Source organism: Nocardiopsis sp. iso_238, from assembly GCF_056173325.1.
The window spans coordinates 3346323-3361209 of record NZ_CM149668.1 but is presented as its reverse complement, the minus strand read 5'-3'; the positions used below and the strand labels follow the sequence as shown (position 1 = coordinate 3361209).

At 70.8% G+C, this 14887-nt stretch carries 10 protein-coding genes and 1 pseudogene; 9 read left to right on the top strand and 2 right to left on the bottom strand.

What is annotated here, in order from left to right; translation table 11 throughout:
- Window positions 1-175: 175 nt before the first annotated feature.
- Window positions 176-1393: an MFS transporter gene (locus tag AC0VYL_RS15095; RefSeq protein WP_475480520.1), complete on the bottom strand. Its 1218-nt coding sequence runs from the start codon at window positions 1391-1393 to the stop codon at window positions 176-178.
- Between the two features lie 413 nt (window positions 1394-1806).
- A complete protein-coding gene (locus AC0VYL_RS15090) occupies window positions 1807-2790 on the bottom strand; it encodes a LacI family DNA-binding transcriptional regulator (protein ID WP_475463083.1) in 984 nt (327 codons plus the stop codon).
- Between the two features lie 147 nt (window positions 2791-2937).
- On the opposite strand from AC0VYL_RS15090, the gene AC0VYL_RS15085 reads away from it, so the two are divergent.
- From AC0VYL_RS15085 to AC0VYL_RS15045, 9 genes and pseudogenes are all read left to right on the top strand, one after another.
- Window positions 2938-5232, top strand: a complete 2295-nt coding sequence (locus AC0VYL_RS15085) for a serine/threonine protein kinase (protein ID WP_475480519.1) — start codon at window positions 2938-2940, stop codon at window positions 5230-5232.
- 994 nt (window positions 5233-6226) lie between these two features.
- On the top strand, window positions 6227-7330 hold the full coding sequence (locus tag AC0VYL_RS15080) for an LLM class flavin-dependent oxidoreductase (protein WP_475453514.1): 1104 nt from the start codon (window positions 6227-6229) through the stop codon (window positions 7328-7330).
- Window positions 7327-7944 carry an FMN reductase gene (locus tag AC0VYL_RS15075; protein ID WP_475480518.1) on the top strand — a complete coding sequence of 206 codons (618 nt, stop codon included), beginning with the start codon at window positions 7327-7329 and terminating at the stop codon, window positions 7942-7944. The genes AC0VYL_RS15080 and AC0VYL_RS15075 overlap by 4 nt, the downstream gene beginning before the upstream one ends.
- 187 nt (window positions 7945-8131) lie before the next feature.
- The gene (locus AC0VYL_RS15070) at window positions 8132-9430 is read left to right on the top strand and encodes an extracellular solute-binding protein (RefSeq protein ID WP_475480517.1); all 1299 of its coding nucleotides are present in this window, start codon (window positions 8132-8134) and stop codon (window positions 9428-9430) included.
- 95 nt (window positions 9431-9525) lie between these two features.
- The gene (locus AC0VYL_RS15065) at window positions 9526-10395 is read left to right on the top strand and encodes a carbohydrate ABC transporter permease (protein ID WP_475463081.1); all 870 of its coding nucleotides are present in this window, start codon (window positions 9526-9528) and stop codon (window positions 10393-10395) included.
- The gene (locus tag AC0VYL_RS15060; RefSeq protein WP_475453507.1) at window positions 10392-11231 is read left to right on the top strand and encodes a carbohydrate ABC transporter permease; all 840 of its coding nucleotides are present in this window, start codon (window positions 10392-10394) and stop codon (window positions 11229-11231) included. Before AC0VYL_RS15065 ends, AC0VYL_RS15060 begins: the two co-directional genes overlap by 4 nt.
- On the top strand, window positions 11228-12049 hold the full coding sequence (locus AC0VYL_RS15055) for an IclR family transcriptional regulator (RefSeq protein ID WP_475480516.1): 822 nt from the start codon (window positions 11228-11230) through the stop codon (window positions 12047-12049). Before AC0VYL_RS15060 ends, AC0VYL_RS15055 begins: the two co-directional genes overlap by 4 nt.
- 458 nt (window positions 12050-12507) lie before the next feature.
- Window positions 12508-13778, top strand: a pseudogene (locus AC0VYL_RS15050) (glycoside hydrolase family 6 protein); the annotation flags it as partial.
- Window positions 13779-13859: 81 nt separating this feature from the next.
- Window positions 13860-14879 (top strand): glycoside hydrolase family 5 protein, encoded by a 1020-nt coding sequence (locus AC0VYL_RS15045; RefSeq protein WP_475480515.1) that lies wholly within the window; start codon window positions 13860-13862, stop codon window positions 14877-14879.
- The last annotated feature ends 8 nt before the right edge of the window (window positions 14880-14887 follow it).

Sequence of the window (14887 nt, the reverse complement as noted above, 5' to 3'; positions counted from 1 at the left end):
TGCTGAATGGTTCTCTCTCGCCTTGGTTTCCCGAGGCTCAAGGGGATCAGTGTGAGCTGGCCAACATTGTTGGCGTTAACAATCCATGAAGTCAACCCCCCGAACGCACTCCGTCGGTGAGCCCACGACAGGGCGCCCGCACCCCAGGGGGTACGGGCGCCCGGTCAGCGTCGGGTCAGCCGTGGGCCACGGGCTCGGAGGCCGAACCGGCCGCCCGGTCCGGGCCCTCCGGGGCGGACGGGGTCCCCGAGCCTTCGGGGTCCACCAGTCCGGCCGTCACGGCGATGCCCAGTCCGACCAGGGCGAGGACCACGCCGATCACGGCCGGGGACACGTAGCCGAGCCCCATGCCGATGCCCAGACCGCCCAGCCAGGCGCCGCCGGCGTTGGCCAGGTTGAACGCCGAGTGGTTGGTGGCGGAGGCGATGGTGGGCGCCGCCTCGGCCTTGCTCATCACCAGGACCTGGAGCGGCGCGGTCACGCCGAAGCCGACGGCGCCCAGCACCACCACGGTGGCGGCGGCGGTCCAAGGATTGTGCACGGTCAGGGTGAACAGCGCCAGGACCCCGGCCAGCGAGGCGAGGGAGACGTAGATGGTCGGACGAAGCCACCGGTCGGCGATCGGTCCCACCACCAGCGAACCCAGTGTCATGCCGACACCGAACAGCGCCAGGACGATCGGGACCCCGGCGCTGGGCATGCCCGCCAGCTCCGTCATCATCGGTGAGATGTAGCTGTAGACGGCGAATACCCCGGCGAAGCCGAAGACCGCCGTGGTCAGCCCGAGGATCACCTGCGGGTGGCGCAGGGCCGAGAGCTCGCCGCGAAGGCCGCCCACACGGGAGGCCGGGGTGTGCGGCACGAAGCGGGCCACCCCGAGGATGGTCAGGGCGGACAGGGCGACCACGACGAGGAACGCCACGCGCCAGCCGAGGAGCTGCCCGAGCAGGGTACCGGCGGGGACCCCGACGATGTTGGCGACGGTCAGACCGAGCATCACCCGTGCCACGGCCGTCGCCCGACGGGTCGGGCCGGCCAGGTGCGCCGCCACCAGCGCGGCCAGTCCCAGGTACGCGCCGTGGGGGAGCCCCGCGAGGACACGGGAGGCGAACACCGCGCCGTAGGAGCTGGTCAGCACGGTGGCCAGGTTGCCGACGAGGAACACACCCATGAACACGAGCAGCATGGTCTTGCGCGGCAGGCGGGTGCCCAGGGCGGTGAGCAAAGGAGCCCCGATCACCACGCCGAGCGCGTACGCGGAGATCAGGTATCCGGCGGTGGAGATGGGCACGTCGAGGTCGGCGGCGACCTCGGGGAGCAGGCCCATGATCACGAACTCGGTGGTGCCGATGGCGAAGGCCCCGAGGGCCAGGGCGAGGATGGCCAGAGGCATGGCGGTGCCCCCTTCCGGAGGGTGGACGGCGTGCGCACGGGCCAGAGCGGACCTCGCGGCGTGGATCGGGTGGGGCGACGTGGAACCGGTCGCTCGGTGGGGATGGGACGTGGTGACTTGGCACGTGCTAAATCAACAATGACACCCGCGCCGGAGAAATTCCAACGGCCCGGTACGTGATCTGCCTCGCGCGGCCGACCCCGTCAGAGGTCCCGGAGACGCGGGGGTTCGCGTGGGACGGGAGGCGTGTGGGAACACGTCACGGACGCGCGTGGAGATCGCAACCACTGAGGTGGAGAACACAGGTCTGACACGGGGGGTGGCAGGCGAAAGCCCGGGGTGCGCGATGAGCGGGTCTCCGGGCTCCGGCGTCGGATGGCGAGAACAGTTCGCGACGCGGAGACGCCTGGCTCTCACCTCCGTGGGGGAGCGGTGCTCTCGCGCACGGTGAGCGTGGTCGGGAGCAGCACGTGCGTGCTCTCCGTACGTCCCTCCTCCAGACGCTCCGCGACCGCCCCGAGGGTCAGTTCGGCGATGCGGGTCACGTCCTGGCGGACCGAGGTCAGGCTCAGGAACGACAGGCGCGCGGCGCGGCTGTCGTCGTACCCCACCACGGACACCTCGCCCGGCACGGAACGGCCCGCGCGGATCAGGGTCTCCATGAGGCCGCGCGCCGACTGGTCGTTGCAGCACACGACGGCCGTGGGCAGTGCGTCCCGCTCCAGGAGCGCGGACGCGGCCTGGGCTCCCGCCTCCTCGGTGTAGGCGCCCGGGACCAGGTCCACGCACGCCTCCAAACCGTGCGCGCGCATCCCCTCCAGGTAGCCGGTCCGGCGCTCCGGCGCGCTGGGCAGGTCTCCGCCGTACACGTGCGCGATCCGTCGGTGCCCCAGTGCGACCAGGTGGTCGACCGCCTGCCGTACCCCGGACACGGCGTCGGTGCGCACGCTGTCGGTCCCGGCCGCGTTGGTACGCTGGCCGATCTCCACCACCGGCACGCGTTCGGCCACCCGGGCCAGGTCCTCCGGCGCCTGCGCGGACATCCCGATCAGGACCAGCGCCTCACAGCGCAGGCCCACGAGCTCGTCGATCGCCTGTCGTTCGGTGCGGTTGGCGAGCATCGCGCTCAGGGCCACGCTGTAGTCGAGCCGGGCCGCCTCCGGGTACAGGGCCTCGACGAGGTCGGCGTCCATCGGGTGCTCCATGGTGAACAGCACCCCCACCTGGCGGCTGCGCGCACGGCGCAGCAGCTGGGCCGCGGTGTCGGCGCGGTATCCCAGCTCCTCGGCGGCGCGCAGCACGCGTTCGCGGGTGGCCGCGCTCGGTCCGGGCCGGTCGCCCAGGACCAGCGAGACCAGTTGCCGGGAGACGCCGAGGTACGCCGCGACGTCCGCCATCGTCGGCCGTCCGCCAGTCGCCATCGTGCCCCCTCCCACGCAGGCGCATCGTACCGTCTGAGGAGCCGTCGACTCGCGAACCGCTCGGGTCACGGACGCATCAGAGTGACCGCACGACGTTCCCCCACCACCGCCTGAAGGGCCCCGATGTCCCCCACCCCTGACACCGTCTCTCCGCCGCACGGACTCTCTCCGCTGGAAGTGGACGACCCGACCACGATCGGCCCGTACCGGGTGGTGGGGAGGATCGGCGCCGGAGGGATGGGCGCGGTCTTCGGAGCCCTGGACGACCAGGGTGTGTGCGTGGCGGTCAAGACCGTCCACGCCGACTTCGCCCGTGAGCCCCGGTTCCGGGAGGCCTTCGCCCGGGAGGTCGAGATGCTGGGCCGCGCGGACGGGATCAGCACGGCCCGCCTGCACGCCGCCGACACCGAGGCGACGGTTCCGTGGTTGGCCTTCGACTACGTCGCCGGGCGGGACCTGCGCCGCCACGTGCGCGCGTTCGGCCCACTGGAGGGCGACATGCTGCGTACCTTCGCGCTGGGTACGGCGGAGGGGTTGGCCGCCCTGCACACGGCGGGGATCGCTCACCGTGACATCAAGCCGGGCAACGTGATCCTGTCGCCGGACGGGCCGAAGATCGTCGACTTCGGGATCGCGGTCGACATCGGCACGGAGAGATCCGTGGACGCCTCCGCCTCCTACGGAACACCGGGGTGGAGTGCGCCGGAACGCTACACCGGGGCGAGCGCGGACGCGGCCGCCGACGTCTTCGCCTGGGGCGGGCTGGTCACACTGGCCGCCACCAGGCGCGCCCCGTTCGGGACCGGCGACGCCGGGGAACTGGCGCGCCGGGTGCGCGAGGGCGAGTACGACGTCACCGGTGTGCCCGAGGACCTGCGGGGCCTGGTCGAGGCCGCGCTGTCGGTGGACCCGGAGCGGAGGCCGACCTCGGCGGAGCTGGTCAGGGCACTGTTGCCCGAGGCCGAGCAGGACGGTCGGACCGGCGGGGCCGCGATCGCTGACGGCCTGCGCCGTATGCTGCGCGACTACTGGCGGGGCGTGGACGACGCCGGACACGACCCCGGCCGCTGGGCGGCGGCGCTGGGCGTCGTCTCCGTGGCCGGTCTGGGCGCGAGCGTCGTGGGATCGGGCGCGCTGGGCACGGGCGGCTCGGCCGGAACCGGCGCTGCGGCGTCGGGTGCGGGAGCAGGGGCGGGAGCCGGCGGTTCCGCCGGTATGGGAACGGCCACGGCCACGGCCTCCGCCTCGGCTGGCAGCGGCACCACCGGCGGGCTGCTGAGCGCGGTCGCCACCTCCAAGGTCGGCCTCGCGGGGGCCGGTGTGCTCGCCGTGGCCGCCGTGGCGGCGGGCGGCTACGTCGTCTACGACCAGGTGGTCGACGGTCCCTCGGAGAGGGTCGCCGCTGCCGCGAGCCTGCTGGAGGAGGGGCCGGGATTCACCGCGCAGGTGACCCGGAGCTACACCCGGGCCTACGCGGAGCAGGTCGCGGAGGAGACGGGACAGCCGGTGGAGACCGTGTTGGAGGAGAGCCGGGCCGAGGAGGAGTACCTGTACTCGGCGGCGGACCAGAGCTTCCTCATCCGGGGTGCGGTGATGGGCCCCGACACGTCCGCGGTCGCCAGCCACCAGGGTGAACTGTACGTGTACGCGCCTCGCGAGGAGGATCTCGGGATGTTTCGGGAATCGCCACCGAGGATCGAGCTCTCCCCTGGAATCGGACCCGACTCCGTCGCCGCCACCCTTGTCACCCAGCCGCTGCGAGCGCTGGCCGAGACTGGCGAGGCGGAGAAGGTGTCGGGGGAGGACCGTGTGTACGAGGGCTCCACTCCGTTCGGGTTCCTGGACGACGGGGCCCTCATCGAGACGCGGGCCACGGCCCGGGTCGAACTCGACGAAGAGGGGGCGCCCTCACGTGTTCGGTACGACGCCGATCGCTGGGAGGTGCTCGTCGACTTCGAGGAGACCAACGCCGAGGTGGCGCTGGAGGACCCGCAGATGACGGTTGTCGAGGGCGGGGGCCACTGGGGCGCGGTGTACGCCCCGCTCTGCGGGACCATCGTGTCCGGTTGGCCCGCTCAGAAGGTGTGGGATGTCCAGGCCAGTGGCTGGGACATCGACTGTGCCTACGCGATGGACGTGGCAGGAGTACTGGAGGATGCGACGGGCCAGGAGGACCGGAGGACCTTCCTCTACGGCCGATTCTCCAGGAGTACCACCAGAGCGATCGACGAGAGGATGGCCTGTGGCGACGGATGGGATATCAGCGCCGGAGAGGCCCCCGATCCCTCTGAGAACGTCATTCCGCTGTATCCGTGCAAACCGATCACGGACTTCACCGAACCCACCGAGGAGGCGCCCGAGTTCTATGACGCCGAGATCGTGCCCATGACCCTGATCGACTTCCACGAACGGGCCTGACCCACTGGCTCGGCACAGAAAAAGGGGGCGCGCCCTGAGGCGCGCCCCCTGAAGCCTGGCCGGGTCCCACGTCCCCCAACGTGGGACCCGACCGCGCGGCCTACGCACTAGGTGCGGTCTGGCCGCTGGGAAGGCGGTTGTAGCGATGGTTTCGTGTCAGAAACCCCCATTGCCGACACGAACGCGTACAACCGCGCATGGTCTTGAGGTGATCTCAGAAGCTTCGCACAGACTCGGTGGGTTTGTTGGGGTCGGGGTCGGTCTGGGGTGCTTCACCTGTGAGAACGCTTCTCTGAGCATAGGTGTTCCCGGCCAGTGGTCCGATTTTCAGTCCGGCCGGTAAAAAGCGGGTGCGGACTCGGGCACGGGCGTCCTAAGCCCCCTCCGATCCAGGCCCGTGAAGGAGGCGGCCGCGCCCGAGAGGACGCCCCCGTGGCGCCCCACCGAGCCCGAGGAACTCGCCCTGGTCAGGGATTCCGGCTGGTGGGAGTGGCCGCCGCCCCTGCCCGCGCCGCCCGTCCTCCATCCCGTCCTGAACGAGGGCCACACGACGAGGATCGCCCCCGAAGTGGAACCCGACACGTGTCGGTGAGAGACACGTCACCCGCGACCGCGTGGAGGTCGCGTTCGCCTCGCGCCACCCGGTCCGGCTGGGCGTGAGGCGAGACGATCCCGGAGCCGTGGGTGTCCGCTAGGGGGCGAGCCCTATGCCCACATCGTCGGCGGGATCGAGTCGGTGCGGCCCCTGCTGGCTGGGGTCGGGGCCGACTGGAGGAGTGGGGTGGCGGGGGCGGTGTCGGTTCCCCTCGGTTCGGTGTACTCCGGGGCATAGTGGCCCTTGATGGGGCGTTCCCGGTGACGCGGGGTGCGGGGCGTCCGCGAACCCCCGCCCGCATGGTGCGCGGGCGGGAATACCTGGCTCCTGGACGGGGTTCCGCATGATAGTTTCATCGAAAGCATTTTCCTAGGAAGCTATTTGGATCGGGGAACGGCCATGCAGTTCGGAATCTTCTCGGTCAGCGACGTGACGACCGACCCCACGACGGGACGTACGCCGACCGAGGGCGAGCGGATCAAGGCGATGGTGCAGATCGCGCTGAAGGCCGAGGAGGTCGGGCTGGACGTCTTCGCCACGGGCGAGCACCACAACCCGCCCTTCGTGGCCTCCTCGCCCACGACCATGCTCGGTTACGTCGCGGCGAAGACCGAGAAGATCATCCTGTCCACCTCCACCACCCTCATCACCACCAACGACCCGGTCAAGATCGCGGAGGACTTCGCGATGCTCCAGCACCTGGCCGAGGGGCGCGTGGACCTGATGATGGGCCGGGGCAACACCGGGCCGGTCTACCCGTGGTTCGGGCAGGACATCCGCCAGGGCATCCCGCTGGCGCTGGAGAACTACAACCTCCTGCACCGGCTCTGGCGCGAGGACGTCGTCAACTGGGAGGGCAAGTTCCGCACCCCGTTGCAGGGCTTCACCTCCACACCGCGCCCGCTGGACGACGTGCCGCCGTTCGTCTGGCACGGCTCCATCCGCAGCCCGGAGATCGCGGAGCAGGCCGCCTTCTACGGCGACGGCTTCTTCCACAACAACATCTTCTGGCCCGCCACCCACACCAAGAAGCTCATCTCCCTGTACCGGCGCCGCTTCGAGCACTACGGCCACGGCAGGGCCGAACAGGCGATCGTCGGGCTCGGCGGCCAGGTGTTCATGCGGAAGAACTCCCAGGACGCGGTCAGGGAGTTCCGGCCCTACTTCGACAACGCGCCGGTCTACGGCGGCGGCCCCTCCCTGGAGGAGTTCACCCGCGAGACCCCGCTCACCGTGGGCAGCCCGCAGGAGGTCATCGACCGTACCCTGGGCTTCAGGGAGTCCTTCGGCGACTACCAGCGCCAGCTCTTCCTGATGGACCACGCGGGTCTGCCGCTCAAGACCGTCCTGGAGCAGCTGGACATCCTCGGTGAGGAGGTCGTCCCGGTGCTGCGCAGGGAGTTCGCCGCGAAGAAGCCCGCCCACGTGCCCGACGCCCCGAACCACGCCTCGCTCCTGGCCGCGAAGGAGCGCGCCACCACGAACACGGAGGTCCAGGAATGACCCGCAAGCTCGTCACCGTCACGGCCGGGCTCAGCAACCCCTCCTCGACCCGTCTGCTCGCCGACCGGCTGACCGCCGCCGCCGAGGAGGCCCTGGCCGACCGCGACGAGAAGGTCGAGGTCCGGGTGGTCGAGCTCCGCGACCTGGCCCACGACATCATGAACGCCATGACCACCCGCGTCCCCACGGGCGACCTGCCCGGGGTCCTGGCGGACGTGGCCGACGCCGACGGGATCATCGCGGTGACCCCGGTCTTCAACGCCTCCTACAGCGGCCTGTTCAAGTCGTTCTTCGACGTCGTCGACACCGAGGCGTTGGACGGCAAACCGGTCGTGGTGGCCGCCACCGGAGGCAGCCCGCGTCACTCCCTGGTGCTGGAGCACGCCCTGCGCCCCATGTTCACCTACACCCGTTCAGTGGTGGTGCCCACGGGCGTCTACGCCGCCTCGGAGGACTGGGGAGCCGGCGAGAGCGGCGGCCGGGAGCTGTCCGAACGCATCGCGCGGGCGGCGCGTCAGCTGGCGCTGCTCGTCACCGACAGCGCGCCCACGTCGGCCGACCCCTACGAGGAGCCCACGCCCTTCGCGGACCTGATGTCCGGCCTGGGGAGGTGAACCCGACCCCCTGAACCGGGGGAGGGGCTCACCCGCTCCGCAGTCACGTGCCCTGCACTGCGCACCCCGCGTTGTGCAGGGCACAACTTTGTCCCCGCTCCCTTCTGCCTGGTCCGAGCGCGTCCCTAGAGTCATCCCACCGATGGGTCGGTTACCGCTTTCCCTACCTCCGACCTGGGGAGTTTCGATGCGACTCACTACCCCCGCGCGCCTGTGCGCGCTCCTCGGACTCGCGGCCCTGACCACCGCCTGCGCGCCCCTACAGACCACCGGGGCCGCCTCCGGTGTGGACGAACCGGACGGCACCCTGCGCGTCTGGCTCTTCTCCGAGGTCGACCAGGCCCCGAAGGAACGGGTCGTCGACGCGGCCGTCGCGGAGTTCGAGGCCGCGCACGACGGGGTCGACGTCCAGGTCCAGTACATCCCCGTGGAGACCCGGGCCGAGCGCTTCCAGGGCGCCTTCCTCGACCCGGGCTCCGCCCCCGACGTGGCCGAGTACGGCAACACCGACCTGGCCGGATACGTCGAGTCGGCGGGGTTCGTGGACCTCACCGAGGACCTCGCCGACTGGGAGCCGCACGAGGACATCGCCGCCGACGTCGCCGCCACCGCGCAGGTGGACGGTGCCTCCTACGGCGTGCCCTGGTTCCTCGGCGCCCGCGCCCTCTTCTACCGCACCGACGTGCTGGAGGAGCTCGACCTGGAGGTCCCGGAGACCCTGGAGGAGGTCGTGGAGACCGGCCGCGCCGTACGGGAGGCCCACCCCGGCATGCTGGGGATCTCCGCGGGCGGCGCCTACACCTACGCCATGATGCCGTTCGTGTGGGCGCACGGCGGCGACATCGCGGAACCGCGCGGCGACACCTACGCCGCCACCATCGACTCCGCCGAGTCCCGCAGGGGCCTGGAGCTGTACGGGCGGATCCTCTCCGACGACGTCTGCCCGCCCCAGACCTGCTCACAGCTGACCGGTGACGCCTCCGTGCAGAACTTCCTCGCCGGGAACGCGGCCATGACCATCGGCGGCAACTTCAACCTCAACGCGCTGCGCGACAGCGACGTGGCCGAGAACGCCGCGGTCGTCCCCCTGCCCGGAACCGAACCCGGCACCGTCGCCCCCGCCTTCGCCGGGGGCAACAACCTCGGCGTCCTGGCCGGGACCGAGCGCCGCACCCTCGCCGTGGAGTTCGTGAAGCTCCTGGCGGGCAAGGAGTACCAGCTGAAGATGTACGAGGCCATGGGCAACCTGCCCGCCTACACCGACGTCCGCGAGGAGCTGGCCGCCTCCGACGAGGAGATCACCCCGTTCGTCGAGACCATCGACGCCGGGACACGGTTCGTTCCCGTCACCGGCGCCTGGGCCACGGTGGACGCCGAGGGGATCCTGCCCAGCATGGTGCAGCGGGTGGCGGCCGGGAACACCACCGTGGACCAGGCCACCGACGACGCCGCGCGCGCCCTCGACGACGCGTTCGGGGGAGAGTGACGCCCGTGGACGCCAGACCCCCCGTCTCCGCCCCCGCCGTACGGCGCCCCACCGGCCGCCCCCCGGGCTCCCGGGGCCGCCGCGTCGAACCCTGGATGTACCTGGTGCCCGCCGCGCTGGTGCTGGGCGTCATGCTCGTCTACCCGCTCTACCAGCTGGTCCTGGTGTCGTTCTTCGACTACCGCCAGCCCCAGGTCACCGGCGCCGAACCCCTGGAGTTCGTCGGCTGGGACAACTACCGCGCACTCCTGGGCGACCCCCAGTTCTGGGAGGTGCTGCTCAACACGGTCGGCTTCGCCGCCGCCTGTGTGCTCGGCACCCTCGCCGTGGGCGGCGCGCTCGCGGTACTGGCCACCCGGCTGACCCCCTGGGTGCGCACGGTGCTCTTCCTGGCGGCCCTGGGCGCGTGGGCCACCCCCGCCGTCACCGGCAGCGCCGTGTGGCTGCACCTGTTCGACCCCACCCTGGGGCCGGTGAACCAGGCCCTGACCTGGCTGGGCCTCGGTGACTTCTCCGGGCACTCGTGGACCTACGACAAGTGGTCCGCGTTCGCCCTGGTCGGCGCCCAGGTGGTGTGGTGCTCGTTCCCGTTCGTCATGGTCACGCTCTACGCGGGGATCCGGGCCATCCCGGAGGAGGTCGTGGAGGCCGCCCGGCTGGACGGAGCCTCCACGTCCCGGATCGCGTGGTCGGTGATGCTGCCGATGCTGCGCCCGGCCGTCACCATCGTCACCATCCAGTCCATCATCTGGGACTTCAAGATCTTCACCCAGATCTACGTCATGACCGGGGGCGGCGGGATCGCCGGACAGAACCTGGTCCTCAACGTGTACGCGTACCAGAAGGCGTTCGCCTCCGGGCAGTACGGCCTGGGATCGGCGATCGGCGTGATCACCACCCTGCTCCTGCTGCTGATCACCCTCGTGTACCTGCGCGCGCTGCGCCGCCAAGGGGAGGTACTGTGACGCTCCGCAGACTCAGGAACGACGTCGCCGGGCTGCTGGTGGCGCTGGTCGTCGCCCTGCCGCTCTACTGGATGCTGCTCTCCGCGCTCAAGCCGAGGGCCGCCCTGGAGGCCGGCGATCCCACCCCCTACACGCTCGAACCGACCCTGGAGTCGTTCCGCAGGGTGCTGTTGATCGACGGTTTCGGGCAGTACCTGCTCAACAGCGTGCTGGTGGCGGTCGTGGTCGTGACCGTGTCCACCCTGTGCGCCTTCCTGGCGGCGGTGGCACTCACCCGATACCGCTTCAGGCTGCGCACGACCCTGCTCGTCATGGTGCTGACGGCGCAGATGGTGCCGGTGGAGGCGCTGACCATCCCGCTGTTCTTCCTGATGCGCACCCTGGGGTACAGCATCCCGGGGATCGGGCTGAACCAGCTGGGTTCGCTCATGCTCGTGCACACCGCGTTCGCGATCCCGCTGGCCGTGTGGATGCTGCGCAGCTTCGTCGCGTCGGTGCCCCGGGAGCTGGAGGAGGCGGCGTGGCTGGACGGCGCGGGCAGCCTCACCTTCGTCACCCGGGTGCTCTTCCCGCTGGTCGCCCCCGGCGTGGTGGCGTGCAGTATCTTCTCGTTCATCATGACGTGGAACGACTTCCTGTTCGCCCGCACCTTCATCATCTCCGCGCAGGAGAACCAGACGCTTCCCATCGCCCTGCTGTCCCTGTTCAAGCCGGACGAGAACGACTGGGGCGGCATTATGGCGGGCTCGGTCCTGATGACCCTGCCCGTCCTGGTGTTCTTCCTGTTCGTGCAGCACCGGCTGGCCAACGGCCTGGGCGGGGCGGTCAAGGGGTGAGCCCCGAGTCCGGCCCCCGGCGCAACTCCTCGGCGTCGCTGCGCCGCGCCCTGGCGGTGGTGGAGCAGGTCCGTTCCACCCCGCCCGAGCGCGGCGGCACCTCCCTGACCGAACTGGCCGAGGGCCTGGGCGTGAACAAGAGCACCGTGCTGCGCCTGTCCGTGCCGCTGGTGGAGTACGGCCTGATCACCCGGGACCGGCGTACCGGGCGGTTCCGTGTGGGCACGGCCGCGCTGCTGCTGTGGCAGTCCTACCTGGACCACATGGACCTGCGCTCGGTCGCCTCTGAGCATCTGCGCGACCTCATGCGCCACACGGGGCACACCTGCCACCTGGTGCTGTTGGACGGTCACGACGTCGTCTACGTCGACAAGGTCGAGAACGCCGCGACCGTGCGGATGGCCTCGCGGATCGGCGCGCGGATGCCCGCCTACCGTACGGCGGTGGGGCGGGCGATCCTCGCGTTCAGCCCGGACGACCTGGTGGCCGACGTGGTGGCGGCGGGGCTGCCCGCCGTCACCACGCGGACGGTGACCGATCCGGAAGTCCTGGCCGAGGAGCTGCGCCGGGTGCGGGAGCGGGGGTACGCGATCGACGACCGTGAGAACGAGCCGGAGGTGCGCTGCGTGGCCGCGCCGGTCTTCGACCACAACCGGGACCCCGTCGCGGCGATCAGTGTGTCCTCGCTGGTCAGTCAGTTGCCCGTGGCGCGGGTGCGCAGGCTGGGGCCGGAGGTCGCCGCCGTGGCCGCGCGGGTGTCGGCGCAGTTGGGCGGCCGGGGTGGGGACGCCGCTGGCGGAGGTCACGGGGCTCCGTAGGCCGACGGCGCGGTGAACATACGCGGCCGAGCGGCGGGACCAGCGCATCCCTGAGGCGGGCGGAAGCTCCGCAGAGTTTTCTGCCCGTCACCCGTTGCAGTGGGTTTTCAATGGTGTTAACTTTCCGGGAAGCGAAGCATGGGAGCGCTCCCGAATGCGGGTGGCGCCCCGGGCTCGCGGTCCGGACCGCACTCCGACCGACAGGTGCACGACGGACCGGCGGGGGTTTCCACCCGGCCGAGTCCGCACACCGCGTCGCGCTGCCGCCCCCTTGGCCCGTGCGACGCCCTTCGCAAGCTCACTCCTTGGCACCCCCCTACGCGAGGAAACGAAGATGAGCAGACCCAACCCGCACCCGACCGTGCCGCGGCGCGCACTCGCCACGGCCTCCGCCCTGCTCCTGGGCGTGACCACCGCACTCACCGCCGCCCCCGCGACCGCCGACGAGGGCTCCGCCTCCATCGCACGGGTGGACAACCCCTACGTGGGGGCCGACGTCTACGTGAACCCGATCTGGTCCGCCAACGCCGCGGCCGAACCCGGTGGTGAGGCCGTCGCGGACGAGCCCACCGGCGTCTGGATGGACCAGATCAGCGCCATCGAGGGCAACGACAGCCCCACCACCGGTGACATGGGCCTGCGTGACCACCTCGACGAGGCCGTCGCACAGGCCGACGGAGCACCGCTGGTGTTCCAGCTGGTCGTCTACAACCTGCCGGGACGCGACTGCGCCGCCCTGGCCTCCAACGGTGAGCTCGGACCCGACGAGATCGACCGCTACCAGTCGGAGTACATCGACCCGATCGCGGACATCCTGCGCGACTACGAGGACACCTCCCTGCGGATCGTCACCACGATCGAGATCGACTCGCTGCCCAATCTGATTACCAATGTCTCCCCGCGGGACACCGCCACCCCCGAGTGCGACGTCATGCTGGCCAACGGCAACTACGTCAACGGCGTCGGCTACGCGCTGGCCCAGCTCGGCGCGATCGACAACGTCTACAACTACGTGGACGCCGGCCACCACGGCTGGATCGGCTGGGAGGACAACTTCGCACCCTCCGCGGCCCTGTTCCACGAGGCCGCCAACGCCAACGGGGCCACCCCCGACGACGTGCACGGCTTCATCGCCAACACCGCCAACTACTCGGCCCTGAAGGAGGAGCACTTCGCGATCGGTGAGACCGTCAACGGCACGCCGGTGCGCCAGTCCACCTGGGTGGACTGGAACAACTACGTCGACGAGCTCTCCTTCGCCCAGGCCCTGCGCGCCGAGCTGGTCTCCCAGGGGTTCGACCCCGGCATCGGGATGCTCATCGACACCTCCCGCAACGGCTGGGGCGGCGCGGACCGGCCCACCAGCGCCGGACCCACCACCGACGTGAACGCCTACGTCGACGGCGGCCGCTTCGACCGCCGCATCCAGTCCGGGAACTGGTGCAACCAGTCCGGTGCCGGGCTCGGCGAGCGGCCCACCACCGCGCCCGAGCCGGGGATCGACGCCTACGTGTGGATGAAGCCCCCGGGTGAGTCGGACGGCTCCAGCACCGAGATCCCCAACGACGAGGGCAAGGGGTTCGACCGGATGTGCGACCCCACCTATGAGGGGAACCCGCGCAACGGCCACAACATGAGCGGCGCTCTGCCCGACGCGCCCGTCTCCGGCCACTGGTTCTCCGCGCAGTTCCAGGAGCTGCTGGCCAACGCGTACCCGCCCGTCCAGTAGGAGGCCCCGGTGACCGGGCGCCCGCCGCGACCCCCCGGCGGCGGGCGCCCGGCAGGGCCACCCCTCCCGAACGGAGCCCTCGTGAAGCAACGCCTGACACTCGCCCTCGCCGCGGTCCTCGCGCTCGCGGCCGCGCTGTTCGTCCACACGATCCCCGCCCACGCCGACACCGGGTTCCGCGTCAGCGACGGACGCCTCGTCGACGCGGCCGGGAACGACTTCGTCATCCGCGGGGTCAGCCACCCGCACGCCTGGTACACCCACCAGACCGGAGCCCTCGCCGACATCGGTTCGCTGGGCGCCAACACCGTCCGCGTGGTCCTCAGCAGCGGCGACCGCTGGCAGGAGAACGACGCCGAGGACGTCGCCGCGATCGTCGACGACTGCAAGGAGAACCGACTCATCTGCATGTTGGAGGTGCACGACACCACCGGCTACGGGGAGGACCCCGAGGCCGCGACACTGGACCAGGCCGTCGACTACTGGCTCCGGATCCAGGACGCGATCGCGGGGGAGGAGGACCACGTCCTGGTCAACATCGCCAACGAACCCTTCGGCAACGACGAGGCGACCAACGCGTCCTGGGCCTCCGCGACCTCGGAGGCGATCCAGCGCCTGCGCGCGGCGGGCCTCGAGCACACGCTGGTCGTCGACGCCCCCAACTGGGGGCAGGACTGGACGCACACCATGCGCGACGGCGCCCAGGGCGTCTTCGACTCCGACCCCCACGCCAACACCGTGTTCTCCATCCACATGTACGGCGTCTACGAACAGGAGTCGGTGATCGTCGACTACCTGGAGTCCTTCACCGACCGCGGTCTGCCCCTCATCGTCGGTGAGTTCGGGTTCGACCACAGTGACGGCGACCCGGACGAGGACGCGATCATGCGCCACACCGAACGCCTCGGCCTCGGATACGTCGGCTGGTCCTGGAGCGGCAACGGCGACGAGGTCGCCTACCTGGACATGGTCGAGGACTTCGACGTCGACTCCCTGACCCCCTGGGGTGACCGGATCTTCCACGGGCCCGACGGCATCGTCGAGACCTCGCTCCGGGCCCCCGTGTACGGCGCGGAACCCGGATCACGCGCACGTACGTAAGAGCCCCG